Source organism: Hymenobacter oligotrophus, assembly GCF_003574965.1.
Lineage (GTDB): Bacteria > Bacteroidota > Bacteroidia > Cytophagales > Hymenobacteraceae > Solirubrum > Solirubrum oligotrophum.
The window spans coordinates 919,574-945,948 of record NZ_CP032317.1; the positions used below are offsets into that span (position 1 = coordinate 919,574).

At 58.6% G+C, this 26,375-nt stretch carries 22 protein-coding genes; 11 read left to right on the top strand and 11 right to left on the bottom strand.

Annotation, left to right across the window (positions count from 1 at the left end; genetic code table 11):
* The first annotated feature begins 26 nt into the window (after window positions 1-26).
* Complete coding sequence (locus D3Y59_RS03865; protein ID WP_119443859.1) at window positions 27-1,100, top strand: hypothetical protein; 1,074 nt, start codon at window positions 27-29, stop codon at window positions 1,098-1,100.
* A gap of 101 nt (window positions 1,101-1,201) precedes the next feature.
* On the opposite strand, the gene D3Y59_RS03870 is transcribed toward D3Y59_RS03865, so the two are convergent.
* Together D3Y59_RS03870 and D3Y59_RS03875 are read right to left on the bottom strand one after the other, a co-directional pair.
* On the bottom strand, window positions 1,202-3,055 hold the full coding sequence (locus D3Y59_RS03870) for a glycoside hydrolase family 2 protein (RefSeq protein WP_119443860.1): 1,854 nt from the start codon (window positions 3,053-3,055) through the stop codon (window positions 1,202-1,204).
* Window positions 3,056-3,188: 133 nt separating this feature from the next.
* The gene (locus D3Y59_RS03875) at window positions 3,189-4,466 is read right to left on the bottom strand and encodes an asparagine synthetase B (protein WP_119443861.1); all 1,278 of its coding nucleotides are present in this window, start codon (window positions 4,464-4,466) and stop codon (window positions 3,189-3,191) included.
* Window positions 4,467-4,764: 298 nt separating this feature from the next.
* Between D3Y59_RS03875 and D3Y59_RS03880 the strand changes: the two genes are divergently transcribed.
* Window positions 4,765-6,012, top strand: a complete 1,248-nt coding sequence (locus D3Y59_RS03880; RefSeq protein ID WP_119443862.1) for an ABC transporter permease — start codon at window positions 4,765-4,767, stop codon at window positions 6,010-6,012.
* Window positions 6,013-6,805: 793 nt separating this feature from the next.
* Entirely contained in the window at window positions 6,806-7,465 is a 660-nt protein-coding gene (locus D3Y59_RS18180; protein WP_205590870.1) for a helix-turn-helix domain-containing protein, read from the top strand.
* 82 nt (window positions 7,466-7,547) lie between these two features.
* Here D3Y59_RS18180 and mtaB read toward each other — a convergent pair whose 3' ends face one another.
* From mtaB to D3Y59_RS03900, 4 genes are all read right to left on the bottom strand, one after another.
* The gene (mtaB, locus tag D3Y59_RS03890; RefSeq protein WP_119443864.1) at window positions 7,548-8,897 is read right to left on the bottom strand and encodes a tRNA (N(6)-L-threonylcarbamoyladenosine(37)-C(2))-methylthiotransferase MtaB; all 1,350 of its coding nucleotides are present in this window, start codon (window positions 8,895-8,897) and stop codon (window positions 7,548-7,550) included.
* A gap of 151 nt (window positions 8,898-9,048) precedes the next feature.
* Entirely contained in the window at window positions 9,049-9,384 is a 336-nt protein-coding gene (locus tag D3Y59_RS18185; protein ID WP_162910527.1) for a hypothetical protein, read from the bottom strand.
* A gap of 490 nt (window positions 9,385-9,874) precedes the next feature.
* Window positions 9,875-10,255 (bottom strand): hypothetical protein, encoded by a 381-nt coding sequence (locus D3Y59_RS03895; protein WP_162910528.1) that lies wholly within the window; start codon window positions 10,253-10,255, stop codon window positions 9,875-9,877.
* 36 nt (window positions 10,256-10,291) lie between these two features.
* Window positions 10,292-12,157 (bottom strand): LTA synthase family protein, encoded by a 1,866-nt coding sequence (locus D3Y59_RS03900; protein ID WP_119443866.1) that lies wholly within the window; start codon window positions 12,155-12,157, stop codon window positions 10,292-10,294.
* A gap of 249 nt (window positions 12,158-12,406) precedes the next feature.
* Between D3Y59_RS03900 and D3Y59_RS03905 the strand changes: the two genes are divergently transcribed.
* A complete protein-coding gene (locus D3Y59_RS03905) occupies window positions 12,407-14,593 on the top strand; it encodes a glutamine synthetase III family protein (protein ID WP_119443867.1) in 2,187 nt (728 codons plus the stop codon).
* Window positions 14,594-14,831: 238 nt separating this feature from the next.
* On the opposite strand, the gene D3Y59_RS03910 is transcribed toward D3Y59_RS03905, so the two are convergent.
* On the bottom strand, window positions 14,832-15,353 hold the full coding sequence (locus tag D3Y59_RS03910; protein WP_162910529.1) for a hypothetical protein: 522 nt from the start codon (window positions 15,351-15,353) through the stop codon (window positions 14,832-14,834).
* 101 nt (window positions 15,354-15,454) lie between these two features.
* On the opposite strand from D3Y59_RS03910, the gene D3Y59_RS03915 reads away from it, so the two are divergent.
* From D3Y59_RS03915 to D3Y59_RS03930, 5 genes are all read left to right on the top strand, one after another.
* Entirely contained in the window at window positions 15,455-16,429 is a 975-nt protein-coding gene (locus D3Y59_RS03915) for an NAD(P)H-quinone oxidoreductase (RefSeq protein ID WP_119443869.1), read from the top strand.
* A 262-nt stretch (window positions 16,430-16,691) separates the two neighbouring features.
* On the top strand, window positions 16,692-18,764 hold the full coding sequence (gene ispG / locus D3Y59_RS03920) for a (E)-4-hydroxy-3-methylbut-2-enyl-diphosphate synthase (protein ID WP_119446307.1): 2,073 nt from the start codon (window positions 16,692-16,694) through the stop codon (window positions 18,762-18,764).
* A gap of 89 nt (window positions 18,765-18,853) precedes the next feature.
* Window positions 18,854-19,186, top strand: a complete 333-nt coding sequence (locus tag D3Y59_RS18190; protein WP_162910530.1) for a hypothetical protein — start codon at window positions 18,854-18,856, stop codon at window positions 19,184-19,186.
* A 79-nt stretch (window positions 19,187-19,265) separates the two neighbouring features.
* Window positions 19,266-19,919, top strand: coding sequence for an HAD family hydrolase (locus D3Y59_RS03925; RefSeq protein WP_119443870.1), 654 nt, complete (start codon window positions 19,266-19,268; stop codon window positions 19,917-19,919).
* A 67-nt stretch (window positions 19,920-19,986) separates the two neighbouring features.
* Window positions 19,987-20,307, top strand: a complete 321-nt coding sequence (locus D3Y59_RS03930; protein WP_119443871.1) for a DUF6984 family protein — start codon at window positions 19,987-19,989, stop codon at window positions 20,305-20,307.
* Window positions 20,308-20,375: 68 nt separating this feature from the next.
* Here the strand turns inward: D3Y59_RS03930 and D3Y59_RS03935 are convergent, their stop codons facing one another.
* A complete protein-coding gene (locus D3Y59_RS03935; protein WP_162910531.1) occupies window positions 20,376-20,834 on the bottom strand; it encodes a nuclear transport factor 2 family protein in 459 nt (152 codons plus the stop codon).
* 340 nt (window positions 20,835-21,174) lie between these two features.
* Between D3Y59_RS03935 and D3Y59_RS03940 the strand changes: the two genes are divergently transcribed.
* On the top strand, window positions 21,175-21,354 hold the full coding sequence (locus D3Y59_RS03940) for a DUF6728 family protein (protein WP_119443873.1): 180 nt from the start codon (window positions 21,175-21,177) through the stop codon (window positions 21,352-21,354).
* Window positions 21,355-21,501: 147 nt separating this feature from the next.
* Window positions 21,502-21,864 (top strand): MmcQ/YjbR family DNA-binding protein, encoded by a 363-nt coding sequence (locus D3Y59_RS03945; protein ID WP_119443874.1) that lies wholly within the window; start codon window positions 21,502-21,504, stop codon window positions 21,862-21,864.
* 105 nt (window positions 21,865-21,969) lie between these two features.
* Here the strand turns inward: D3Y59_RS03945 and leuS are convergent, their stop codons facing one another.
* The 3 genes from leuS to D3Y59_RS03960 all read right to left on the bottom strand — a co-directional run bounded on the left by leuS (window position 21,970) and on the right by D3Y59_RS03960 (window position 26,317).
* The gene (leuS, locus tag D3Y59_RS03950; RefSeq protein ID WP_119443875.1) at window positions 21,970-24,753 is read right to left on the bottom strand and encodes a leucine--tRNA ligase; all 2,784 of its coding nucleotides are present in this window, start codon (window positions 24,751-24,753) and stop codon (window positions 21,970-21,972) included.
* Window positions 24,754-24,919: 166 nt separating this feature from the next.
* Window positions 24,920-25,174, bottom strand: coding sequence for a hypothetical protein (locus D3Y59_RS03955; RefSeq protein ID WP_119443876.1), 255 nt, complete (start codon window positions 25,172-25,174; stop codon window positions 24,920-24,922).
* A gap of 402 nt (window positions 25,175-25,576) precedes the next feature.
* Complete coding sequence (locus D3Y59_RS03960) at window positions 25,577-26,317, bottom strand: spheroidene monooxygenase (RefSeq protein WP_240410511.1); 741 nt, start codon at window positions 26,315-26,317, stop codon at window positions 25,577-25,579.
* Between the last annotated feature and the right edge of the window lie 58 nt (window positions 26,318-26,375).

A 26,375-nucleotide genomic window follows, 5' to 3' on the forward strand; every position in this document is an offset into this window, starting at 1 on the left:
CTTCCTGCGCATCTTTGCTGCCCGAAATGCTTATGCTCAACTACTGCGCCGCCAAGCAAAGCTCTGGCTGGCGAATACTACTGATTGGACTATGGCTGCTGCTGGGTCCGGGTCTGCGCGCCCTAGGTCAGCAGGCCGCGCCGGGCCCGCAGCCGGCCGATACGGTGGTAACGTCCATTACGGCGCGCCACGTGCGGGTGCCCGGCTCTACGTTTTACGTGCGCAAAACGCCCGATTACGTAGCCGAAGAGTCGTTGAACGGCTTGGTAAAGAGCAACGGCGCGTTGCTGGAGGTGCTGCGCATTCCGCAAAGTAATTTTCTGAACGTGAAGGACGTACTGGTGCAGCAGTATTTGGCCAAAGCAGGGCGCATTGGCGAGCAGCGCCAGCTGCTGTTCAACGGCTACCCTGCGGTGTTTGGCGAGGGCGAAAGCATAGAGCCCGGCAAAAGCCTGATGGTGCTGGGTTTCGGCGACACCACTTCCATCATGCTTGTGTTCGGTCTCTACGAAAACGCCGACCAGCAGTCGGCTGCCGAGCTAAAGCAAATGCTGCTCACCGGTTGGTTCGACCCTAAAGGCACCATTCCGCCGCTCGAGTTGGCGCCGTTTGTGGTGCAACTCGCGGGCACGCCTTTTCAGTTGCAGCAAGTGCGCAACGAAGGCAAGCTGTACGTGTTTGGCCCCGCAGCCAAAAGCAAAACCGAGCCATTGCCGCCGCAGTTTACTGTGCAGGTGCTGCCGCCTACGGGCTTCGAAAACCTGCGCCCCGAGTTGCAAAGCAGTGTACAGCAGCGTACCACCACCGGGGCCGTTATCAAAACCGAGGAGCGCCAAGTAAGCGCTCAGCCGGTGTTCGTATATGAAATCAGCGGGAGCAGCAGTTACCAAAACCGACGCAGCACTTTTCATCAAGTGATAAAAACCGATGGCGAAGCCACGCTCGTGTTCGACGGGGTGACATTTGGCGCGCCCGCCGCAGCCGCAGCAACGGCACCGCGCAACAAGGCTAAATCGGGCAGTAAATTAACAGCCCCTGCTGCGCCCGACTATGCCGCCGCCCTCAAAAAAATAGCCGATAGCCTGCGCATGAAGCGCTAGGCAATTGGGTTGCCGCTGTTGTTGCCAGGAGCTGCAAGGCCCCTAGGTAGCTGCGCACCGGCAACTACCTAGGGGCCTTGCAGCTCCTGGCAACGCAGGGCTTAAATTCCGGAACCCGGGCCGGCGGGCTCGTCGGCTGCGGGGTTGGAGTTTAGCAGGCCGGGTGGTACATCGAGCGCGCCGGTGTGCGGGTCAATCAGACCGTTGCGCTCATCCTCGATGTTGGTGGCCTGGGTGTACACGTCGCCGGCAATGGGGCGCTGGCGCAATTCGCGTTTGAAGTCGCGAATGCGCTGGGCGCGGTCTTCGGCATCGGCCGGGCCGCCGTAGTCAACAAAGCCGAAACCGCCCCATTCGCTCACAATCAAAGGTTTCTGACGGCCATAATAAAACGGGTCGCCCACTACCAGCGGGTTCACGGCTACCCCTTCCATTTCGCCCTGCACCATGCGGTCGAGCAGCTCGCGCCAGCGTTCCAGCTCGGGCGTGTAGAGGTGGGCAGTCAGCAAGTCCGATTTCAAGCGGCCTTCGTGCGAAATGTGGTGCCAGCCATCGTTGTCCACTACCAAAAATTGCGGGTGATGAATCTGCATGTAGTGGTACATCTCGATGATGTACTCGCGCGTAGCCGGGTTCGTGGCAATGTCCTGGCAACCCCAGTCTTCGTTGTACAGGCTCCAGATAACCACTGAGGGGTGCGACTCGATGAGGGCGAGCATGCGCAGCAACTCGGCGCGGTGGTTTTCGCGGCTGCGCGGCGTGGAGCTGTGCGGGCTCGGTACCTCTACCCACAATAGCATCCCCAGCTCGTCGGCCAGGTTGTAAATGCGCGGATCGACGCCGGCAATGTGCACGCGCACCAGGTTGCAGCCCAGCTCTTTCATGGCGTGCATGTGCCGCTGCATTTCCTCGTAGGTGGCCGTACCGGGTTGGTACAGAATGCCATCGAGGTAAATAGGCTCGTTGTTGAGGTACACATTGCGCCCTCGCGACTCAATTTTGCGCAGCCCAAAGTGCGTTTCAATTTCGGCCGTGTAGCCATCGGCGTCGATGAGCTGGGCCACCAGCCGGTACAAAGTGGGCGAGGCGTTCGACCACACTTGGGCGCCGGCCAGTTCCATCACCACGCGCTGCTGGCGTTGGCCGGCCTCGAGCTTCATGGGGTACTCGGCTTTGGCCAAGGGCTGCGCCGATTTGGCAAACCGCTCGAACACTTGCAGCCGCAGGGTGTACGGCCCAGGGTCGTGGATGCGGGTGGTGAGGTTAAAGCGCACCAATTGGTCCTCAATTACGCTATCGACGCCCACGCGGGAGCGGAGGCGGTTGCGCTCCACCATTTCGAGCCACACCGAGCGCACCGCGCCGGTATAGGTTTGGTACCAAATGCCGCCGCGCTTGTACACGTGCGACTCTTGCTTGCCCCTAGGTGTTTCGGCGTCCATGGTATCCATGATGCGCACCGTGAGGCGGTTTACCGGCCGCAGGTGCACCTCCTGCAACTCAAACGAAAACGAGGTGTACTCGCCGTAGTGCACGGTTTCGCCCTCGATGGTGGTGAGCAGGTGCCCGTTGAGCCATACGCGGGTTTCGTAGCCGCACGCGCCAAACGTGAGCTGAAACATGGAGTGCGAGCCTTCGTCGCCGCGCTCGGGCAGGGTAAATTCCCGCTCGTACCACACCACAATGCGGTCGTGCCAGGCGGCGGTGTTCTGCTGGCCCCGGGCTTCGAGTATGTGCGACTCCACCGAGCCCGGCCAACTGGCCGTAAGGTCGTACTGGTGGGCCAGGTACCAGCCTTCGCGCAAGCCAGCGTCGTCGGGGTCAATGGCAAAGCGCCATTCGCCGTCGAGGAGCAGAAAGTTGTTGGAGCGCAGTACCGCCCGGGGCAGGGGGTTGGCCGTGCGCAAGTTGCCGTTGGTGGGCGAGAAGCCGTAGTTGGTTTGCTCAGAATCCATAGGAGCGCAGTGGTTGAGCCTATTCAAACGAGTTTTCGGGCTGGCCGGATACCTTGGGCATTAAAAACAAAATACCCCGCTACGCAACAGCTAATAGCGGGGTATCAGGTAAAGCGGAGCTTGAGCCGACAACTCAGGTTTTCTGCTTTTTCTTTTTGGCTGCCGGAAACAAAATGTTGTTCAGGATAAGGCGGTAGCCGGGCGAGTTGGGGTGCAAAGCCATTTCGGTGGGCTCTTCCTCCACCAAGTGCTGGTAGTCTTCGGGGTCGTGGCCGCCGTAAAACGTCCAGGTGCCTTTGCCTAGCTCGCCGTGCATGTAGCGCACCTCGCCCGAAGCTTTGTTTTCGCCCATCACCAGCACGTCGGGCTTCACAAGGGATTTGCGGAAAGCCGTGGTCTGGCCCATAAACCCTTTCACCGTGCGGGTGTGGTTTTGGGTGAGCATGGTGGGCACCGGGTCGTTTTTGGCCGAAAACGTGAACAGCTGAAAGTAGTCGTTTTCTTCGCCTACGCCGCGCTCATACGGCTGCATATCGATGTTGGAGTACTCATACTGGTACGGGTTGCGCTCGAGCGTGAAGTCGCGAAAGGCCAACGTGCGGTTGAAGTTGAGCTTTTGCTGCGCCTGCGGGTCGGGGGCGTCGCCGTCGTACATTACGTCCACCATGTCAAGCCCTAGGCCGGCCAGGGCAATGTCGTAAGTGTCGGTGGCCGAGCACATAGCAAACAAAAAGCCTCCGCCGGCCACAAACTCCTGCATTCTGGTTACCACAGCGGCCTTCATCTGCGACACTTTGCCGAAGCCGTGGCGCTTGGCGGCTGCCTCGGCATCGCGCTGCTGCTGCTGGTACCACGGGCGGTTGCGCGACGTAGCGTAGAACTTGCCGTACTGGCCTGTAAAGTCTTCGTGGTGCAGGTGCAACCAGTCGTATTTGGTGAGCTTGCCGTCGAGCACTTCGTCGTCGTACAACTCGGTGTAAGGAATTTCGGCGTAGTTGAGCACCAAAGTCACGGCGTCGTCCCAGGGCTGTTTGCCTTTGGGCGTGTACACCGCAATTTTTGGAGCTTTTTCCAGCTTCATGAGGTCCATGTTGGCGTTGGGGTCGCCGATCTGGCTCAGGATGCCGCTGTACTGCGCATCCGACACCACTTGGTAGCTTACGCCGCGCACCGCCAGCTCTTGCTCGGCGCCTTGCACCGCCGGAAAGGCAAAGGCGCCGCCGCGGTAATTCAGCAGCCAATCTACCTCTACCTCCTTGGTCAGCAGCCAATAAGCGGCGCCGTAGGCTTTCAGGTGCTCGCGCTGCGCCTGGTCCATCGGAATCAAGATTTGGCTCGCGCGCCCAGCCAGCGGCCCTAGGTAGGCGAGCAACAACAGCGCAAAGGCAAGCAAACGACGGACGGAGAGCATGGGGTTCACAATGCAAAAGAGAGGAAAAGGCGCCGGGGCGTTGCACTACAACGGCACTTGGCGGGCCGGCGTTCCGCCCGCGCCCGAAGCGGCCCCGCGTGGGTAAGCCCACCACTACCCACCTGCCAACGCCCCTGCAGCTGGCGCCACCTAGGGCGGCGGCCTACGGCCCAAAACAAATGTAGCAAAAGGCCCTGCAGGTTTGTTGCAAAGCCGCTACCTTTCGGCGGGCTGGGTGCAGCGCATGCTGCGCTCGGGCAGGTAGCCATAATTTCTGATTTGATTGTAGGCGTCGGGCATGCATTTTCTTGAAAATATACGCGAGGCGTTTCGGTCGATTCAAAGCAACCTGCTTCGCACGGTGCTTACGGCCCTGATTGTAAGCATCGGCATTATGTCGTTGGTGGGCATTCTAACGGCCATCGACGCGATGAAGTACTCGCTGAACGCGACTTTTTCGAGCCTAGGGGCCAACTCCTTCGATATTCAGGCCAAGGGCTACAGCAACCGCTTTCGGCGGGGCGGCGTGCGCGGCAAAACCTACCCGCCTATCAGCTACTTGCAGGCGCAGCAGTACAAAGCGCAACTCGGCGACGAGGGGCGCGTGGGCATTTCGGCCTTTATTGCTGGCGCCGCCAAAGTGAAAGCCGGCAGCAAGGAAACCAACCCCAACACGCAAGTAGTGGCCGGCGACGAAAACTACCTGCTGAACCAAAATTACAACCTGGCCTCGGGGCGCAGCTTTTCGCAGCAAGAGCTCGAAAATGGGGTGAGCGTGGCCGTAATTGGGGCCGAAGTGCGCGAAAAGCTGTTCGGCAGCAACTCGGTTAATTTGGCACTGGGCAAGTACGTGTACATGCTCGGGCGGCGCTTTTTGGTGGTGGGTACCCTCGACCGCAGCGGCAGCTCGATGGGCGGCGGCGGCGCCGACCGCATCGTGCTGATTCCGCTGGAAGCCGGCAACCAGATGCCCCGCCAGCAGGCCCTCACCTACGATATCAAAACCGCCGTGCTGCAGCCCGAAAACCTGCCCTTTGCCATGGACCAAGCCCGCGGCATTATGCGCGCTGTGCGCCACGACCGCCTGGGGCAGGAGGAAAGCTTTGAAATGGAGAGCAGCGACTCGCTGGCCAACAAGCTCGATGAGCTCTCGGGCTCCCTGAAAATCGGCGGCTTCTTGGTGGGCTTTATCACGCTGTTGGGCGCCAGCATTGCCCTTATGAACATCATGATGGTTTCGGTGACGGAGCGCACCCGCGAAATCGGCATTCGCAAAGCCCTAGGTGCAACGGCCCTGCAAATCCGGCAGCAGTTCCTTATCGAGGCCATCGTTATCTGCGTGCTTGGCGGAGCGTTGGGCATCGTGCTTGGCGTGAGCATGGGCAACGCCGTGTCGTTGTTTGTGGGCGAGGGTGCCTTTCTGGTGCCGTGGCTGTGGATGATGCTGGGCCTGCTGATTTGCGTAACGGTGGGCCTGGCTTCGGGCTATTACCCCGCCAGCAAAGCCGCCAAACTCGACCCAATCGAGTCGCTGCGTTACGAGTAGTTTGCGGCCGCGCAGCGCTTATGGTGGTTTAAATGCGCGCGTATGGTAGGCCCTAAGTTGTAATTGAATTAAGGTATTACCGGGCCTTGCTTGTTACAAACCCTCGTTGCTAAGCGACCCTGGTAGCCATTGCAGGTGTGTGCCAGAGGTTGGGTTGCTTGGCAAGTTTAGCGCCTAGATAGCCGGTCAGTAGTGCCTCAGACAGGTGCATTTTTCCAACTTTTGACAAGGCCTAGGTGCCTCCTGGCAAGCTCGAAAAAAAGGCTATTGTCACCTGTTGATTTTATCGCGGAGGTAAAGCCGATGCTTGAACTTAGAGCCAACAGCAGGGAATGTCGGCTGATTATACTGACGCGTTGTTGGTGGCCACAATCCTTAACCAAAAGCTCAGGAAAGGTAGCTGCGCAGGGGAGAGAAAGTGCGCAGGCATAACTGCTGTCGAAGACCGATACCTCGGCAAGCAAATCAATACTCAGCTCCGAGGTATGTTCGAGAGCTAAAGGATGTCGTTCGACTTCAAATTTGCTTAGCCGGTTGAGTTGAGCTTGCTATTTCGTTGGTGATGGCTGAGCAGCTGCTGAAGCCGTTGGAGTTGAAGCGTATGAACAGCCTTCACAATACAGGAGTGTTCTTTCTGAGACTGCTGCAAAACGCGGCGCATGATCGGCTGGGCAAGCTTCGTTGTTTGGGTTGTTCTTGTGGGCCTCTATGCGCGTTGAGCGACTTATCGTATTTTCTCAGCCAGGAATATCATTAGCGCTGTGTTAATAATATGTTTACCAAATGAGTATATTTGTACAACATGAATGTTGATTTAACAAATGAGAATATGGCGAAAGTAGAGACTGTAGGGCAGCGTTTCAGTCACCTTATTCAAACCCTAGGTATGTCGAAGAATGCATTTGCGTTATCTCTCGACAAAACCGCAACAGTTATTCAACATATTGTAGAAGAGCGCAATAAACCTGGGTTTGACCTTTTGTGCAAAGTATTTGAGGTATATCCAAATGTATCAAAGGAGTGGTTAATGCAGGGCTTTGGCCAAATGTTTAATAACGGGGCGTTTGGCGATAATGCATCGGCTCACACAGCTGTAACCGCTGATACAACTACCAACGCAACCACGACCCCACAACCCGCTGCCGAGCCCATAAAAGCGGCTACTGCCCAAATTGCCACTAGCGACCTTGCTGCATTTACTGCACCTGACACGGTAGCTGAGCCTCCGGTATCAGAAGTGGCTTCGGCTGTTGCGCCAGAGCCCGCTGGAGTTGCCGGTGGGGCAGCTCCTGCCACAGCGCCGGTGCAAGTTGTTTCGCTAGAAGCGGCCTTGTACGCCCAGCAGCTGCAGCACCAGTTGGTACTAGCCGAAATGCGAAACCAACACCTTCAGGAGCAGCAGAAAATGCTGCAACAAATGGTAGAGATGATGAGCCGCCAGCTAAGCCGCTGATTACTTTGCCCGCCAAACCAAAGCGCCCGCTGCCAGAACTCCAGGCAGCGGGCGCTTTGGTTTTTCTCTAGGTCGGAAGGTGCTAATGATGAAATACCGGCAGTTCCGATTCTTCCACTTCCATTAGGCCAGCCGAATTTACGGCCGCGAGGCGCAGCTTCTTCAGCTCACCCACGAGCAGCGGGTCGTACTTGGCGGCCACGCGGATGTAGTTGGGAGTGTAGCCCTCAATGCGACCGTCGGGCCCTAGGTCGTCCTCAAACAGCACCTCGGTTTCGAGGCCCACGTGCTGCTCGTAGAAAAAGCGTTTTTTCTTTTCCGAAAGGCTACGCAGCTGCGTGGTGCGCTCGTGCCGTACCCGATCCTGCACGCGGCCGGGCAGGGTGGGTGCTAAGGTGTTTTCGCGCTCCGAGTACGGAAACACGTGCAGGTACGAAACGGGCAGCTCGTTCAGGAACTGGTACGTTTCCAGAAAATCAGCGTCGGTTTCGCCGGGGAAGCCCACAATTACGTCCACCCCGATGCTGGCGTGCGGCATCAGCTCCTTAATTAGCGCCACCCGGTCGGCATACAGCTCGCGGCGGTAACGACGGCGCATCAGGCCCAGGATTTTGTTGGAACCCGACTGCAGCGGAATGTGAAAGTGCGGCATGAAGCGCTTCGATTGCGCGACCGTACGCAGGATGTCGTCGGTGAGCAGGTTGGGCTCGCAGCTGCTGATGCGGAAACGCTGGATGCCTTCCACCTGGTCGAGCGCGTTTACCAGGTCGGTAAACGTTTCGAGACGCTGCCGCTCTTCGCCCTGAATGCCGAAGTCGCCTAGGTTCACGCCCGTCAGCACAATTTCCTTCACGCCGGTTGCGGCCAGCTTTTGCACGCGCTCTACCACGCTTTGTACCGAGCCCGAGCGGCTTTTGCCGCGGGCCAGCGGAATGGTGCAGAACGAGCAGGAATAGTCGCAGCCGTCCTGCACTTTCATAAAGGTGCGCGTTCGGTCGCCGAACGAGTGCGCGTCATGAAACTCCACGGCCTCCGAAATGGGCGAGGCAAACACTTGGCCCGGCTGCCCGGCCTCGGGCTTGCGGTAGGCCGTTTCGGCCAGAATCTCAGCCAGCCTGAATTTTTCGGCGGCCCCCAATACGGCGTGCACACCGGGAATTTCGGCAATTTCTTGCGGCTTAAGCTGGGCGTAGCAGCCCACAATGGTTACGTAGGCCTCGGGGTTGTGCTTAAGTGCCTGCTGTACCACCTTCCGGCATTTGCGGTCGGCGTGGTCGGTTACGGAGCAGGTATTGATGACGTAGATATCTGCCCCTTGCTCGAAAGCTACTTTCGCAAAACCCTGCTCCTCGAACTGGCGGCCCAGGGCCGAGGTTTCGGAGAAGTTGAGCTTGCAGCCCAGCGTATAAAAGGCAACGGTGCGGGTGTTCATAAGCACGCAAAGATACGTAGAAGCGACTGGTGGGGCGCTGGCGGTGCTATCAGCAGACCGGTTGGAGGACAAAAAGCTGCTGACCTCTATTTATGTTTGGCCTACCAAACGGGGAAGCATACAGCACCGTTCGCGAAACCGCTATAGTTGGCTATTTGCATTTAACAAGAATAGTATCTGATATAGAATGAGCATTTTTATCAAAAACACCACTGATAGTCAAGCTTGATCCTTCGCATTTGCCATTGATTTTAATATAAAATTTATTTTTTAATTCCTTGGTTCCAGAATAGTAAATGTGATAACCATTTTCTCCTCCTATAGAATTCATCAATTCCCTATCCTCAATAAGGGTGTTTTTTAAGTTAAATAAAAATCCAGGTGTTCTGACGAAAAGAAAATATATCGTACAAGTAAGTGCAAAAACAAAACAAATACCTATGAAAACATAGGATGATTTATTAATAAGTTCGAAAAGCTTTTTCATTTAAAACTGCTTTTATCTGCGTGACAAGTCTGCTTTGCCTTCAATTCCTCCTATGAAAGCTGCTCTCCTCCCACTTTCTGCTTCGTTTTTTTGTACAACTCCTTTGTCGGTTTTCTCAACACCAGAGCTTACGCTCTTCGAATACTTCGCGAAGCCAACTTTAGCCACAGATTGATAATTGCTGCTGTGTAAATTTCCGTTTGTTTCTTGACTTTGTCCTGTTTCACCTCCAAAATAAAGACCTGAAGACTTTATCTCTGCTTTGACAGCGAGCTAATTTTCGACCTTTACGGTGCTATTTCTATTGTATTTAATGCCTTCTTTACTGTTATACGAAACCTCTGAAGTCATAAACTTTATATTTCCAGATACACCTGTAAGCTTCCCCACTAAGTAGTCCAGTGAAAAGTAAAGGGCGTAGGCTTCCCTCGGAAGACAGTTACTCAAAAGTAAAAACACGAGGTGGCTCTTGCCTTCATGCCCGCTGTCACTATAAAGCCAGCCGCTTTTGCAGCAGCGCCATCAGTCCCGCTAGGTTCAATGACTGCATTTCTGCGGCGGAAATGATCTGGGCGACGCGGCCGGTTTTCGCTTGGCTGAATACCGCGGGCAAAGCAAAACCGAGTAACTCTGGGTGCAGTTGGGGCAGCTGGTTGCGGTACAGAAACTTCGTTGGCAGGGGCAGGGCGCGCAAAAACTGCTTCCACTCGGGGCGCATGCTTACGGCGCCGTACGTGATGGCGCAGAGCGAGCAAGCGTAAGTGCTGGGCGAAACCAGCTTGTGTACCGCGTCGAGCAGCGCGTTTGGCAGGCCCGAATTGGCGTTGTACACGAAGAGCAGCTGGGCAGGGGTATCCGTAGGTTGAGGCATGGCATTTTCCATACGCAGCTCGGCGGGCAGCAGGATTCAGCGCCCCAGAAAATCGTCAAACGATTGTTGTTGGTAGGCTTGGCCTTGCCGCAGTTGCTGCCGGGTAACGGTGCTGTCGCGCTCGATGATGCGGCGGGCGGCGTTGTCGAAGGCCACGGCACCTTGGGGCTGCACTACTCCGAAACCATCGGTAAAGCAATAGAACGCGAAACCACCGGGCACCGCTACCGGGGGCGCCGCCAGCAGGTTGCGGCCCCAGCGGTACTCTTGGGTGGGCAGGCCGAGTTGGGCCAGCAGGGTGGTGGCCACGTCGGTTTGGCTGCCGAAGGTGGCAATGCTGCGGCCGCGCAAGTGAGGTTGCAGCGCGCCGCCCGTGAGCAAAAGCGGAATGTGAAACTTTGCGGGCTCGTGGCCGCCGGAGTTGCCGGGCAGGTGGTGGCCGTGGTCGGCGGCAATTACCACCAGCGTACGGCCCCACCACGCCTCCTGGCGGGCCGCCCGCAAAAACTGACCTAGGGCATGGTCGGTGTAAGCCACGGAGTTGCGGAACAGGTTGGTTTCGGAAGTGCCGGCAAAGCGCGGACGCATGGGCACCTCAAAGGGCTCGTGGCTGCTGAGCGTAAAGGCCGTGGCAAAAAACGGCGCCGGTTGCTGACGCAAACCCTGCAGCAAGCGCCCGAACAGCACATGGTCGTGCGCGCCCCACTTCGAGTTTTGGTCGCGGCGGCGGAAGTCTTGCCGCTCCACCAGGCGCTGGTAGCCGGCAGCCAGCAAGTACGATTTCATGTTGGCAAAGGCCAACTCGCCGCCGTAGTAAAACGACGATTGGTAGCCAACCGCACCCAGCGAGCGGGCCAGGTTGGGCAGGTTCTCGGTTTTGCGCGGAAACTTGATGATGCTGGTAGTGGGCTGATTGGGGTAGCCGCTGAGCAAGGCCACGATGCCCTTCTGGCTTCGGTCGCCGCTGGCGTAGATGTTGCGGAACGACAGCCCCGTGCGGGCCAGGCTGTCGAGGGTGGGCGTAACGCCCCGCTCGCCGCCCAAGTGGCCCACCAGCTTGGCCGTAAAGCTTTCCAACACGATGAATAGCACGTTGGGCCGCGGCATGCGCAGTATCCTAGGTGCCGGGCCGCTATCGGCGGCTGGCAGGTACAGCTGGGCCACCAGGCGGCGGGCGGTGGTATCGGGCAGGTACTGATAGGGGTTTTGCTGCAGCTCGCCCAGCGGCATCGACTGCACCACGTTCCAGGGCACGTTAATGGCCGCGTGGTTGGCAAAAGGGTGCGTGGTGGAAAAGTAAACGTCACTTTGGTTTACCGGAATTTGCTGCACGCCGCCGCGCAAGGGCACCATTAATAATAAGGAGTACAGCAGGGCCACCGCTACGGCACGCAACCGGCCAAACCGCGCCGGCTGGGGCGGCAATGGCGTAAGCAAGCCGCAGTACAGCCAATAGCCAGCCAGCAAAAGCCCCCCGAAAATAAGCGCCAACAGCCCGAGCGGCGAAGAGCCCGCCGAAGCGGCCATTTCGGCCGGCGAGCTGAGGTATTGCAGCGGCGTGTTATCGAGCCGGAAGCCCCAGGCCCGGTACAGCTCTACATCGGCTACCGTAAGCAAGGCCACCAGAGTACCCATAACGCCGGTGTAAACGCCGATGATGCGGGCCACCCGCAACTTCGGAAACCAGCCGGCTGCCACCAGTAGCAGAAAAGGCAGCAGGCACAAGTAAGCCGCCGCGGATCCGTCGAGGCGTACACCATATATAAAGGTGCGGGCAACGCTGGCGGCATCTAGCTGGCTGGTGCGCGGCCAATGGTAGAGTAGGAATGTTGCCCTACCTAGGGCAAACACCAGCAGCCAGTACAAAAAGTATTTCGGCTGAAAGTAAAAGCGGTTTCTCACGGGCGGAGTGCGAAGCCGCAAAGGTAATCAGACGGCAAGGGTGTGTGGTTTTTAGTGCGCAAAGGAGCAAGGCAGGGCTACGCATACGTTTGCGTAAGCGCCTTCTCGAAATAGGGGGTGCATCTTGATAAACTTGATAATTAAATAATATGCCCCTTTCATAATAGGGGGTAGTTTGTAAAAACAAAGTGTGTTCCTAACTTTGGGGTATCAAAAGCAAACCCGCTTACCTACACTAACCTTTTATCTGTGGCAACGCTTCGCTTTAGAGCCCTGAACCTGGTAGACCAGCGCAAACCTATGCCGGTCACGTCGTCTGAGCGTCGCTCGGAGGTGTTTGGTCGCAACGTATTCGGCCTCGAAGCCATGCGGGCCACCATGTCGGGCGATTATTTCAAGAAACTGCAGTCGGCTATCAAGCAGGGTACTCCGGTGGAGCGCTCGGTGGCCGATGCTGTGGCCGGTGCCATGAAAACCTGGGCCATGAGCAAGGGTGCTACGCACTACACGCACTGGTTTCAGCCGCTGACGGGCGCTACCGCCGAAAAGCACGATTCGTTTTTCGACCTGAATTCCGACGGCCGCCCCATCGAAAACTTTAAGGGCTCGGCGCTGGTGCAGCAAGAGCCCGATGCATCGTCGTTCCCCTCGGGCGGCATCCGCAATACCTTTGAGGCCCGCGGTTACACCGCTTGGGATCCTACTTCGCCCGCGTTCATCATTGAAACCGCCGGGGCCAAGACGCTGTGCATTCCCACGATTTTCGTGGCCTACACCGGCGAAGCCCTCGACTACAAAGCCCCGCTGCTTAAGTCGCTTGTGGCCTTGGAGCGCGCTGCGCTGCCTATCTGCCAATACTTCGATAAAGACGTACAGCGCGTAACCACCACGCTGGGCATCGAGCAGGAGTACTTCCTGGTTGACAAAGCGCTGTTTTCGGCCCGCCCCGACCTGGTGATGACCGGCCGCACGCTGTTCGGCCACGCGCCGGCCAAAGGTCAGCAGCTCGAAGACCACTACTTCGGCTCGATTCCGCCGCGCGTGCACGCCTTCATGCTCGAGTTCGAAGAGGAAGCCACCAAGCTGGGCATTCCGCTGCGCACGCGCCACAACGAGGTAGCGCCGCACCAGTTTGAGTGCGCCCCCACGTTCGAAGACGCCAACTTGGCCATCGACCACAACCAGCTCCTGATGGACATCATGGACCGTGTGGCCGACAAGCACGACTTTAAAGTGCTGCTGCACGAGAAGCCGTTTGCGGGCGTAAACGGTTCGGGCAAGCACAACAACTGGGCCCTGAGCACCGATACCGGCGTGAACTTGCTCTCGCCGGGCCGCAAGCCCAAGGAGAACCTGCAGTTCCTTGCGTTCTTCATCAACACAATGAAGGCCGTGCACCAGCACGCCGATTTGCTGCGCGCCTCCATCGCCTCGGCCTCCAACGACCACCGCCTAGGTGCCAACGAAGCTCCGCCCGCTATCATGTCGGTGTTCGTGGGTTCGCAGCTTTCGCAGGTGCTCGATGAGCTGGAGCGCAACGCCAAGCTGCCGCTCGACAAAGGCGACAACCTGTACCTGAAGCTCGGCATCGACAAGATTCCGCCGATTCTGCTCGACAACACCGACCGCAACCGCACCTCGCCATTTGCCTTCACCGGCAACAAGTTCGAGTTCCGGGCCGTGGGTTCGTCGGCCAACAGCTCGTCGTCGATGACGGTGCTGAACGCCATCGTGGCCGACCAGCTGGAAACCTTCCGCAAAGAGGTTGACGCGCTCATCGACGGTGGCCGCAAAAAAGAAATGGCCATCATCGACGTGCTGCGCCAGTACGTTATCGATTCGAAAGCCATTCGCTTTGAAGGCAACGGCTACTCCGACGAGTGGAAGGCCGAAGCCGCCTCGCGGGGCCTCTCGAACGTGCCCACCACGCCGCCCGCGCTCGATGCGTTCGTGAGCGAGCAGTCGACGGAGCTGTTCAGCCGCCTAGGTATTTACTCGCACGTAGAGCTGCACGCCCGCCACGAGATCTTGCTTGAGGATTACATCAAGCGCGTGCAAATCGAAAGCCGCGTAATGGGTGATTTGGCCATCAACCACATCATCCCGACGGCCGTGGCTTACCAGAACAAGCTGGTGCAAAACGTGCAAGGCCTACGCGAGCTGGGCCTCGACGACGAGTACACGCAGGTCACCGTCGACTCGATCAAAGAGATTTCGCGGCGCGTAGCCACCATCAAAAACACGGTGGGCGAAATGGTGGATTACCGCAAGGTGGCCAACAAGAACGAGGATACCCGCGAACGGGCTTTGATGTATAGCGAAAAGGTGCGTCCGCTGTTCGACGTGATCCGCCGACAGGTTGATAAACTAGAATTATTGGTGGCCGATGAAGATTGGCCGCTTGTAAAGTATCGCGAACTGCTTTTCTTGCATTAAATTAGCAGCTTGCAAGCGAGGCCGGTTCGAATTCGGGTGGGAATGCAGTTCGACCGGCCCGCTCACTAAGCCCGTTGGCCCCGTAATACGCGGGAGCCGGCGGGTTTTTTCATTTTAGTGCTTCAAGATTAAGGCATTTTCCTGACGCCTGCAAACGATTGCATAAAAATTTGCGCAGTGGTTCCTAGGTAGGTAGCCTAGGCAAAGGCAAAGGCTTCTTGTGTAAAACGCTTTACAATCAGTGCTTTGCGTTTGGTTGCGGGACGGGGCTATTAGCGGCCGGCAGCTCCGTGAGGTAGCGGTCTACTTCCTGGGCTCCCGAGCCGTAATCTGGGGCAACTGCCCGTCGCAAACGGTTCTTGAGCTCGTCGAGCGTGCGCCGAACGTTGGCCACGCTGGGGTGTTGCTGCAGCTTGGCAGCGGCTTCGGTCTTGAGCACCAATTGCACAGCTTTTTCGAGCACGAAGGGCAGAATCCAGCCTACTACGTTGGAGGCCAGCGCCCCGCGCAAGCCCAAGCGGGCCAATAGCCGTATCGTCATGCGTTCCAGCAGCAGAGCTTTAACTGCCGGCGCGGCTTTATCAACCAAGAAATCGGCTACTACCTTGGCGTTGCCTTTTTGCACCTCGGCGCGCAGTACCTCCTGCACCGAATCGACCGCGGCCAGAAAGACCTTGCGAAACAACGGGCCCGTTTGCCAAGCGCGTAAGCCGATGGCCCGAGCCGAGCTAAGTAGCGAAGGAACAACTGGCTTTTTCATCATCAACAAGTAACGTAAAAGCTGCCGAAAGGTGCTTTTGCCTGGGGCTGCTTGGTTGTCTGAGCCCGCAAAACACCTAGGGTTAGCTAATATTACTTTGCATGAATGCCATTGTTGTAACCCAACCCGGCGGACCCGAAGTGCTGCAACTGCAGCCGCGCCCCGTGCCCGAGCCTGCCGCCCACCAAGTAGTTATTAAAGTACAGGCGGCCGGCATAAACCGCCCCGATGTGCTGCTGCGCCAAGGCAAGTATGGCGGTGCCGGCAACGTAACCGGCCTGGTACCCGGGCTTGAAATTGCCGGAGTAGTGGAGCAGGTGGGCGCCGGCGTTACGCGCTGGCAACCCGGCGAGGCGGTGTGCGCGCTGCTGGCCGAAGGCGGCTACGCCGAATACGCCGCCGTGGATGCGCGCCACTGCCTGCCTGTGCCCGCCGGTTGGAGCATGCCCGAAGCCGCTACCTTGCCCGAAACCGTGTTTACCGTGTGGCACAACGTGTTTGAGCGCGGGCAGCTGCGCCCCGGCGAAACCCTGCTGGTGCACGGCGGCAGCAGCGGCATCGGCACCACGGCTATTCAGTTGGGCAGGCTGCTGGGGGCCGCCGTGTACGCCACGGCCGGCACCGATGACAAGTGCAGCGCCTGCGAAGCCCTAGGTGCGGTTAAGTGCTTCAACTACAAAAGCGAAGACTTTGAGGCGAAGCTGCGGCAACTGGGCGGCGCCGATGTGGTGCTGGATATGGTGGGCGGCGACTACACGGCCAAAAACCTGAACCTGCTGAAAGACGACGGCCGATTGGTATTCATCAACGCCATGCGCGGGGCGCGGGCCGAGTTTAATGCGCTGGAAGTAATGCGCCGCCGGCTTACGATTACGGGCAGCACCTTGCGCCCTAGGTCGGCGGATTTCAAGGCCGCCCTGGCAGCCGCGGTGGAGCAGCATGTTTGGCCGTTGCTGGCGGGCAAGCAGTTCCGGCCCGTTGTCTACCGCGAGTTTGCCCTGGCCGAGGCCGCGCAAGCGCACCGCTTGCTCGACAGCAGCGAACATATTGGCAAGTTGGTGTTGCGCGTGCCCTGATGCGCGCCTACTTGCAGAGCCCTGGCGCTACTGGCAGCATGGTTTTTGATGGGCCTAGGCAGCAGCAGGTGCCGGCAGCACGCGGAGCAACGCTCCGCGGCACGCAGGTCCCAACGTTTCGGACGGGGCACAAACGGCCCGCCCGGAAACGGTATTTGCATAGCCCCCGCGAACCAATGTACGCGCTGCAGCTTTTGTACCTTTGCCCCGAGCAACTTTGCCGCCCCTGTGCGGTTTGGCTACCGACTACGTTACTTGCCGCATGAGCACCTACGCTTCTAAGATTTACTGCCCCAGCCTAACCGAATACAAACGCCGCGAGGCGCGCGTCGTGAACATCGGCGACTTGCCCCTAGGTGGTTCGTACCCCATACGTGTGCAGAGCATGACCACCGTCGACACCATGGATACCTTGGGCTCGGTGGAGGAAACGCTGCGCATGGTAGCGGCCGGCTGCGAGTACGTACGCATCACGGCGCCGAGCATGAAAGAGGCTCAAAACCTGCTCGAAATCAGAAAGGAGCTGCGTAAGCGGGGCTGCACGGTGCCGCTCATTGCCGATATCCACTTCACGCCGAACGCGGCCGAGCTGGCAGCGCGCATCGTGGAGAAAGTGCGCGTGAACCCCGGCAACTACGTCGACAAAAAGAAATTTCAGACCATCGAGTATACCGACGCCGAGTACCAGGGCGAGATTGAGCGCATCCGGGAGCGGTTTCGGCCCTTGGTGCAAATTTGCAAGGAGTACGGCACGGCCATGCGCATCGGCACCAACCACGGCTCGTTGTCCGACCGCATTTTGTCGCGCTACGGCGATACGCCGCTGGGCATGGTGGAGTCGGCACTGGAGTTCTTGCGCATCTGCGAAGACGAGAACTACTACAACGTGGTGCTTTCGATGAAGGCCTCCAACACGCAAGTGATGGTGCAGGCCTACCGCCTGCTGGTGCAGAAACTGGCCGCCGAAGGCCTGCAGCCGTATCCGTTGCACCTAGGCGTAACGGAAGCCGGCGAAGCCGAGGATGGCCGCATCAAGTCGGCGGTGGGCATTGGTACTTTGCTCGAAGACGGCCTAGGTGATACCGTGCGCGTGTCGCTCACGGAGCCGCCCGAAGCCGAGGCTCCCGTAGCCCGCATGCTCATCGATCGGTACACCAACCGCGCCGCCGAGGCCAAGCCGATGATGCCGTTGGCAAATGATCAATTAACAATGAGCAATGAACAATTGAAGGATGACCAAGCGCATTCATCATTGCTCATTGACCATTGTTCATTGCCAGTTGACCCCTTCCAGTACCACCGCCGCCACTCGCACGAGGTACTGAACCTAGGCGGGCAGAACGTGCCGCGCGTGCTGGCCGATATTTCGCGTTTGCCGCAGCTGGAGTACGCCGATTTGCGCTGCGTTGGGCACCTGTACTCGGCCTTCCTCGACAAGTTTCAGATGAACGACCTAGGGGCCGACTTCATCTACACCGGCCAGCGCCCGGTGCCCTTTATGCTGCCCAACGGCCTGAAGGAGTTGGTAGATTATACAGCCTGGCTCGATGGCGGTAAGCGCGACGACCACTACCCGGTGCTTACCCAAAGCGAGTACGCCGTGGCGGCGGCCAAGCACCCCGAGGCCAATTTCGTGTTTCATAACCTGGAGTCGCTTACCACGGCGGCCTTGGAGCAGCTGCGCCACGACCGCACGGCCGTTGTTATTCTTTACACCGACAACGCCCACGCCATGCCCGAAATTCGCCGGGCGTTTTTCCGGCTGATGAACTTCGGCATTACCAATCCGGTCATCATCAACCGCCAGTACCCCGAGCAGGCGCCCGAGCAAACCCAGCTGTACGCCGCCACCGACGTAGGCGGCTTGTTGCTGGATGGCCTAGGTGACGGAGTAGTGCTAAGCACCGAAAAGCTGCCTGACGCCGACCAACAGACGTGGTTGCAGCGCCTCGATGGCCTGAATCAGTTGAGCTTTGGCATTCTGCAGGCGGCCCGCACGCGCATGAGCAAAACGGAGTACATCAGCTGCCCCAGTTGCGGCCGTACCTTGTTCGATCTGCCCGAAACCACCGCCATGATTCGCCGCCGTACCGACCACCTCAAAGGCGTGAAAATCGGCATCATGGGCTGCATCGTGAACGGCCCCGGCGAAATGGCCGATGCCGACTACGGCTATGTAGGCGTGGGTCGAGGCAAAATTGCGTTGTACCGCGGGCAGGAGGTTATCAAGAAATCGGTACCCGAAGAAGCGGCTGTGGATGAGCTGATTAACCTGATCCGCGAGGATGGCCGTTGGGTTGAGCCGGTGAAGCTGGAGGAGCAAGTAGGAGCTTAAGGCCAATACCTATGTGCCTATGCGTTTACATTGGCGTTGACACGCATCTTGAATTAACGGAAGTCAACATCAACCGTTTTCTTTTCTTTTTGAAAGAGGTTGATGCTGAGGAAAAAGCAGTAGAGCGGCATTTCTCTAAAGAATATGTCTACTATGCTGGCAGCCATGGAGGATGCTCGTGTGGTTTATTGTGCAGTCCTGAAGACTCAGCCGAAGATAGGGATTCAGCAAAAGCATTACTAAGCTGCATTGATCGGATTCTGCAATCCGAGCCGACCGTTGAGCTGTACGCGTGTTGGGTTGACAATCAAGCTAAGGTGCCACAGGAATGGCTACAAACCGATTTTGCTGACATTGATGTGGATACCAATGGGTTCGACTTGAAAGAAAACATGTTCCTGACTATCAAAAGGCGGGAGTAGGTGTATCATACAAAACTGAGGGAAGGAGCAAAGCCGGAGAACCACCGATGTCTACCTTTACCATCGCCACTAACCCCGCATGATTCGTACCGTCATCTTCGACATGGACGGCGTGCTCGTTGATACCGAGCCGCTGCACCACGACGCCTTTTTTCGCCACTTCGCCGAGCTAGGCATTCCGATGACGGCTGAGGAATACGCCACGTTCCTGGGTGCTTCCACGCGCAACGTGTACCAGCAGCTCAAGCAGGAGTTTGGCCTGGCCGGCGACATTGAGGAGATGATGAAGCGCAAGCGCGAGTTGTTTGCTGCCTCGTTCGACGAATCAACAGAGCTGGATTTGCTGCCCGGTGCGCGCGCCCTGATCGAGGACTTGCGCCAAGCAGGGGTGCCGCTGCAACTTGCCTCGTCGGCGAGCAAAGACACGATTCACCGCGTGTTCCGACGCTTCGAGCTGTACCCGCATTTCGATAACCTGGTGAGCGGCGAGGACTTTCCGCGCTCCAAACCCGACCCAGCTATTTTCTTGCGCGCCGCCGAGCTGGCCGGGGTGCCGCCGCAGCACTGCCTGGTTATCGAAGACTCGCACAACGGCGTAACGGCGGCCAAAGCCGCCGGCATGTACTGCATCGGCTACCGCAGCGAGCATTCCGGTGGCCAAGACCTGCACCACGCCGACCAAGTAGTGTCGCACCTAGGGCAGCTAAGTGCCGCCGCCATATTGGCTTTGTAAGCACCTAGGCGGCACCCACCGGTGGGCGTTGCGAATCAGAGGAAAAACGCTTGCCACCGCCACTTGCATGACTGTGCGCCCGCTGAACCTGCCGGAACTGGGGTTGCTGATTTACCTGCTGCGGGGTACGCCGCAGGCAGCGCAGCTGCTAAGTGAACTGCACACCGCCGAAGTAGCCGAGTTGAACACCGATAGCATTGGCAGCTTGCGTTTCCTAAACCACATGCCCAACCGCCACCTAGGCGAGCGAATTGCCAGCACGCAGTTCCTCGACGAAGACAGCGTGCCGGTGTTTGCCGCGCTGTACCTCGATCAGCACGGCGAGCTGTACGAGCTCGACTGCTGGAAGCCAAACGATGCCCCGGTGGTACGGATTCCGGCTTTCTAACAGCCGAGCCCGAAGGCTACAGCCTCCTAGGTGCCCAGGCTCTGGTGGCCCCAAGAGCAGCGCGGCGGCTACTGCTTGCACTTGTCCTTGCGGCGGGTATCGATGACGTGGACGATTTTCCAGCCTTGGGCCATGCGCACCAGCTGAAACGAGTTGTAGCCACAATGACTGAACTTGTTGCCCGCGAAGAACTGGTAGGGCGTCCAGACGCTGGCCAAATCGGCGTCGATTAGCACGCGCTCGTAGCTAATGCGCTCGTCCCACACCTCGGGGTGCGGCGTGCCCACGGCCTTCAGCAAGTCGGCTGGGTTATCGGTGCGCACCTGTGGGCTGCCGCCGCGGGTGCTGATGGTTTGCAGAACCACGCCCGGAGCCAGCGTGCTGCGCACCATGGCGCTGTCGCCTTTGCGCATGCCCTCAAAAAACGTGTCGATGGTTTTCTTCACGGCGTTGGCGTCGGTGGCCGATTGCGCCGCGGCCAAAGGCGAAAACGCGAGCAAGCAGCCGGAGAGTAGCAGGTGTTTCATGGGGAAAATAGTACGGCCGAGTGGCCGCTGCGCCCAACGACGTACCGTCGGGTCAAGGAGTTGCATGAGGCTTAGCAGCTGACCGATTAGCGGGTGCCGGAACCGAAAATATGTTCAAAAAGCCGCAACTATGACCCCTTGCGCACTGTTTCATCTATAATCAGCAGCACATGATTTGCCCTAGGTGCAAGCCCCGTGTTGCTGCTAAATGAGCCGGTGTGCGGTGGGCGACGGAGCGCCGATTGCAAGTAGCCGGTTGGGCATGGTGCCGTCGGGGCGCTGTGTCGTGGTAAGTTTACTTTTCCATCCGCTTCTTTGCCGAAGCCGCAACCCCAACAATATGCGTACGAAAGGTCTGTTCAACTTTGGTCCCGTATTTGGCTATTTCTTCCGCAAGAAAGACCCGAACCGCCACACCAACTTCAACTTGCGCACGATGCACACCATCAATAAAATTTCGATGCTGATGTTTCTGGCAGGTCTGATTTTCATGCTCTTCAAGTTTGTGATTTTGCGCTAACGCGCCTTGGCTCACCGGCCTATACTGCAAGCCCGCTGGTACTTCCCGCGGGCTTGTTTCGTTGGTGTGCACAGGGCCGGCCCCGCGTCGGGCGCCGCAAATCTGAAAGGCAGCCGCTACCTTGGCGTTCAGCCTATCTCCCTTGGTATGAACATCGAAGAACTCCGCGAGTACTGCCTGAACAAGGCCGGCACTACCGAAGAAACCCCGTTTGGCGAAGACACGCTGGTGTTTAAAGTAGGCGGCAAAATCTACGCCCTCACCAGCATTGGCAGCTACGAAAGCGTAAACCTAAAATGCGACCCGGAACGCGCCGTGCAGCTGCGCGACGAGCACGACTTTGTGCGGCCCGGCTACCACATGAATAAAAAGCACTGGAACACGGTGCTGGTGGGCACGGGCATCAGCGTGCGCATGCTGCAACAACTAATCGACCACTCGTACGACCTCGTGCGCGCCTCGCTGCCCAAAGCCGTGCAAGCCGAGCTGGCCGCCGCCGATGGTTTGTAGCCTGCAGAAGCCGCCGAGGTAACGCAGAAGGCGCAAAGTTGTTCTGAATCCAAAACAGCTCTGCGCCTTCTGCGGGCTAAACGGAACCGCGCAAACCAGCGGCTGTTACACCACCACGTTTACCATGCGCCCGGGCACTACAATCACCTTTTTGGCGGGTTTGCCTTCGGCGTAGCGGGCCAGGATGTCGGTGCCGAGTACGGTTTGCTCGATTTCGGCGGCCGTGGCGTTGGCCGGAAACTGCAGCTGCTCGCGCACTTTGCCGTTGATGGCTACCGGGTAGTTCACGGTGTCCTCAACCAGGTAGGCCTCGTTGAACTCGGGGAAGGGTGCGGTGCTGAGCGAGCCGGCTTCGTGGCCGAGTTGCGTCCAGAGCTCCTCGGCAAGGTGCGGGGCGTAGGGCGAAATCAGCACCACCAGCGGCTCCAGAATAGCACGCTTGTGGCAGTTCAGCGCCGATAGCTCGTTTACGCAAATCATAAACGTACTCACCGAGGTGTTGAACGAGAACCGTTCGATGTCCTCCTGCGCCTTCTTGATGGCTTTGTGCAAAGCCTTCAATTCGGCGGGTGTGGCAGGTTCGTCGGTTACGGCCCAGTCGCGGTCTTCGGGGAAGTACAAGCGCCAGAATTTCTTCAGGAAGCCCGATACGCCCGTCATGCCTTGCGTGTTCCAAGGCTTAAACTGCTCCAACGGACCCAGGAACATCTCGTGCAGGCGCAACGCGTCGGCCCCGTAGCGCTCAATCAGCGTGTCGGGGTTCACCACGTTGTACTTCGACTTCGACATCTTCTCGATTTCGACGCCGCACACGTAGGTGCCGTTGTCTTCGAGGATGAACTCGGCCGAGGCGAAGTCTTCGCGCCACTGGCGGAACGCTTCAATGTCAAGCACGTCGTCCTCAACGATGTTCACGTCGACGTGCAGCGGCGTGGTTTCGTACTCGCCTTTCTTCGAGTTCGTTACGAACTTATTGGTGCCGTTGATGCGGTACACAAAGTTCGAGCGACCCAAAATCATGCCCTGGTTGATGAGCTTTTGGAAAGGCTCGTTGCCGCTTACCAGCCCTAGGTCTTTCAGGAACAAGTACCAGAAGCGGGCGTAGAGCAAGTGACCCGTAGCGTGCTCAGCACCACCCATGTATAGGTCTACGGTTTGCCAGTACTGCTCGGCTTCTTCGCCCACAAAACGTTCGTCGTTTTGCGGGTCCATGTAGCGCAGGTAGTACCACGAGGAGCCGGCCCAGCCGGGCATCGTGCTCAGCTCGAAATCATGCTGCCCCCGGTACTTCCAGTCCTTCGCCCGACCTAGGGGCGGCTCGCCGGTTTCGGTGGGCTTGTACTCGTCGATTTCGGGCAGCACCAGCGGGAGGTCTTGCTCGGCCACGCCGAAGGCCATGCCGTCGCGGTAGTACACCGGAATCGGCTCGCCCCAGTAGCGCTGTCGGCCGAAGATGGCATCGCGCAGGCGGTAGTTCACTTTGCCTTTGCCGATGCCCATTTCTTCGAGGCGCTCGATTACTGCCTTCAGAGCTGGCTTTACTTCGAGGCCGTTGAGGAAATCGGAGTTGATGATGCGGCCTTCCTTGGCAGCGTAGGCTTCGTTGGCTTCTTCATCAAAGCCCTCTACCACCGGCACGATGGGCAGCGAGAAGTGCTTGGCAAACGCGAAGTCGCGGGTGTCGTGGGCGGGTACGGCCATTACCACGCCAGTGCCGTAGCCAGCCAGCACATAGTCGGCCACCCAAATGGGCAGCTTCTCGCCGCTGAAGGGGTGCAGGGCGTACGACCCCGTGAAGGCGCCGGTAATGGTCTTCACGTCGGCCATCCGGTCGCGCTCCGAGCGGTTTTTGGCCCACTCTACGTACCTCTCCACCTCGGCGCGCTGCTCGTCGGTGATGAGCGTTTCGAGCAGCTCCGACTCGGGCGCTACGGCCATGTACGTTACGCCGAACAGGGTATCGGGGCGGGTGGTGAATACTGTAAGCGGCAGCTCGGGGTGGTTTTCCACCTCAAAGCGTACCTCGGCGCCCACGGAGCGGCCAATCCAGTTGCGCTGCATTTCCTTTACCGCCTCGGGCCAATCGATGGTGTCGAGGCCGTCGAGCAGGCGCTGGGCATAAGCGGTGATGCGCAGGTTCCACTGGGGCATCAGCCGGCGCTCCACGGGGTAACCGCCGCGCTCCGAAACGCCGTCCTTCACCTCGTCGTTGGAAAGCACCGTGCCCAGCTGCGGGCACCAGTTCACGTAGGTTTCGCTTTGGTAGGCCAAGCGGTAGGGGTGCACGGCAGCCACGCGCTGGGCCTCGCTCATCATCTGCCACTGGCCCGCCGAAAAGTCGTGGCGCTCGTCTTCGTCGCACACGGCGCGCACACCGGCCGAGCCCTCGGCCGCAAACTTATCTTGCAGGGTGCGGATGCTCTCGGCCTTGTTGGTGTCGAGGTTGTACCACGAGTTGAACAGCTTCAGGAAGATCCACTGCGTCCACTTGTAGTAGCTGGCGTCGGAGGTGCGCACTTCGCGGCTCCAGTCGTAGCTGAAACCCAAGGAAGAAAGCTGCTCGATGTAGCGGGCGATGTTCTCGCGGGTGGTTTTTTCGGGGTGCTGGCCCGTTTGGATGGCGTACTGCTCGGCGGGGAGGCCAAACGAGTCGAAGCCCATGGGGTGCAGCACGTTGAAACCGCGGTGACGCTTGTAGCGCGTCACGATATCGGAGGCGATGTAGCCCAGCGGGTGACCCACGTGCAAGCCCGCCCCCGAGGGGTAGGGGAACATGTCGAGCACGTAGTACTTGGGCTTCTCGGAGTGGTTTTCGGCGCGGAACGTCTGGTGTTGCTGCCAGAAATCCTGCCACTTCTTTTCAATCTCCTGCGGACGGTAGCCGGGCATATAATCGGGGCTGGGGATGCGGAATCTTTGAGCCGGCGAAAATACGGGAAATGGCTTGAAGAAGCTTTGTTGGCTGTTAGCTGTCGGTTGCTAGCTGTCAGCTATTGGCATTTACGTGTCGGCTGCAAAACAGCTAGCTGCTTATAGCCAATAGCTGACAACTGACCTAGGCCACCCAGCGGTGCGTGAGGCGCACCAGCTCGTCGATGTCCTTGATGGGGCCGCGGTACAGGATATCGGGGTTGTACACGTCGCCCGAGGAAAGTTCGATGTCGTTGCCGTCGGATTCGGTAGGCACGAACACGCGCAGCGAGCCGGTGGGCGTCATGCGCACGTATAGCTCGCCCCGGCGGTAGTTGGTGCCATCGGGTACGTAGTCGGCGTGCAAAAAACCAGCTTGTTCCAGTTCGTCGTGCGTCATCGTGCAAGCTTGGGGTTGGCTTGGTCGGGTAATGCGGCAGGCTAGCGGCAAGTGGTTGGCCAACCCGGGCTACCAGCCGCCATTGTTGGCTAGCCCAAGGTACAACCCAAACCGACCGGCTACGCGTTGGCAATTACGGAAACTTACCTGCGTGAATTACTGAATTGCTATTTGATAACGGCGGCATACGATTCCCGTAGCCGTTGGCGAAACGCTCATGCGCATGCAGGCTCAAATGTAAAATCAGTACTTGACGCCCGCCAAAACCCGTAGAAATGCTGCCGCCTCGCCGGAATGCAACGGCCACTTTTGCAACGGCAGGCTGCTCGTCGAAATGCGGCAACTGGTACGACTTCAGGTGTGGTGTCGTGCCACGACGGGTAGCCTGCTTTTTTTATGCACCTAGGGCAGCGGCAACGGGTTTTGCCCATCCCAGGTGCCGCGCGTGCTCAGCACCCGAAAGCGGGCAAACATTTCCTCGGAGTACCAGCCTTCTTGCCGCGTGCGCTTGATTATTTCTTTGTGGCGCCCCTCGTGCTGTTGCCCGTAGGCGTACTGGCGCATTTCGGCGGCCGAGCGCCACAGGCTAAACGTAGCCTGCCGCACGATGGGCAGCTCGCCCAGCCCAATGGCCGCCAACAGGCCCGGCGCTTGCTGCACGGCGCGGCTTACCGGCGGCACGGCCTGCCAAAACTTCCAGGAGCGCAGCAGCCGAATGCTGGCGCGGGTAAGCACCGCCACGGGTGCCTCGGCCGGGGCATCGGCCCTGGGTGCGTAGTCGAAGGGGTTGCTGCCATCCCAGAGGCCGTGTCCTTGCAGGGGCAGCAAATCGGCCGTCCAGAGCTCGTGGCTGCGTTCTTGGTAGGCCTGCCAGTGCGGGTTGCGCTCGAAAAAACGGCGGGCGGTAGCGTCGTCGTCCCACACGGCCATCAGGCCGTAGCGGGCAAAGTTTGGCTTAAGGCCAAAATCGTAGCCCGAGCCCAGCAGTTTGGCAAAGCGCAAGCCAGGCACCGCAGCTAGCTGCCGCGGCAACGTGCCCATTTGGGCCAGGGCCCAGCGGCGGTTTTCGAGCCGAACGGTGATGATGGAAAGCGTGGTGAGCGGCGAGGTAGGCAAAGCGGTAGGCGCGGGGGAAAACGACATCGGCAGCAAACAACAAAAAAGGGAGAGAAGTGACTCTCTCCCTTCGGGCAGATTTTTG

Coding starts and splice junctions, on each gene's coding strand:
- D3Y59_RS03865 (WP_119443859.1), top strand. CDS start 27: ATGCTTATGCTCAACTACTGCGCCGCCAAGCAAAGCTCTGGCTGGCGA.
- D3Y59_RS03870 (WP_119443860.1), bottom strand. CDS start 3,055: ATGGATTCTGAGCAAACCAACTACGGCTTCTCGCCCACCAACGGCAAC.
- D3Y59_RS03940 (WP_119443873.1), top strand. CDS start 21,175: ATGCGTACGAAAGGTCTGTTCAACTTTGGTCCCGTATTTGGCTATTTC.
- D3Y59_RS03915 (WP_119443869.1), top strand. CDS start 15,455: ATGAATGCCATTGTTGTAACCCAACCCGGCGGACCCGAAGTGCTGCAA.
- D3Y59_RS03935 (WP_162910531.1), bottom strand. CDS start 20,834: ATGAAACACCTGCTACTCTCCGGCTGCTTGCTCGCGTTTTCGCCTTTG.
- D3Y59_RS03955 (WP_119443876.1), bottom strand. CDS start 25,174: ATGACGCACGACGAACTGGAACAAGCTGGTTTTTTGCACGCCGACTAC.
- D3Y59_RS18185 (WP_162910527.1), bottom strand. CDS start 9,384: ATGAAAAAGCTTTTCGAACTTATTAATAAATCATCCTATGTTTTCATA.
- D3Y59_RS03875 (WP_119443861.1), bottom strand. CDS start 4,466: ATGCTCTCCGTCCGTCGTTTGCTTGCCTTTGCGCTGTTGTTGCTCGCC.
- ispG (WP_119446307.1), top strand. CDS start 16,692: ATGAGCACCTACGCTTCTAAGATTTACTGCCCCAGCCTAACCGAATAC.
- D3Y59_RS03960 (WP_240410511.1), bottom strand. CDS start 26,317: ATGTCGTTTTCCCCCGCGCCTACCGCTTTGCCTACCTCGCCGCTCACC.
- D3Y59_RS03895 (WP_162910528.1), bottom strand. CDS start 10,255: ATGCCTCAACCTACGGATACCCCTGCCCAGCTGCTCTTCGTGTACAAC.
- D3Y59_RS03925 (WP_119443870.1), top strand. CDS start 19,266: ATGATTCGTACCGTCATCTTCGACATGGACGGCGTGCTCGTTGATACC.
- D3Y59_RS03930 (WP_119443871.1), top strand. CDS start 19,987: ATGACTGTGCGCCCGCTGAACCTGCCGGAACTGGGGTTGCTGATTTAC.
- D3Y59_RS03910 (WP_162910529.1), bottom strand. CDS start 15,353: ATGAAAAAGCCAGTTGTTCCTTCGCTACTTAGCTCGGCTCGGGCCATC.
- leuS (WP_119443875.1), bottom strand. CDS start 24,753: ATGCCCGGCTACCGTCCGCAGGAGATTGAAAAGAAGTGGCAGGATTTC.
- mtaB (WP_119443864.1), bottom strand. CDS start 8,897: ATGAACACCCGCACCGTTGCCTTTTATACGCTGGGCTGCAAGCTCAAC.
- D3Y59_RS03945 (WP_119443874.1), top strand. CDS start 21,502: ATGAACATCGAAGAACTCCGCGAGTACTGCCTGAACAAGGCCGGCACT.
- D3Y59_RS03880 (WP_119443862.1), top strand. CDS start 4,765: ATGCATTTTCTTGAAAATATACGCGAGGCGTTTCGGTCGATTCAAAGC.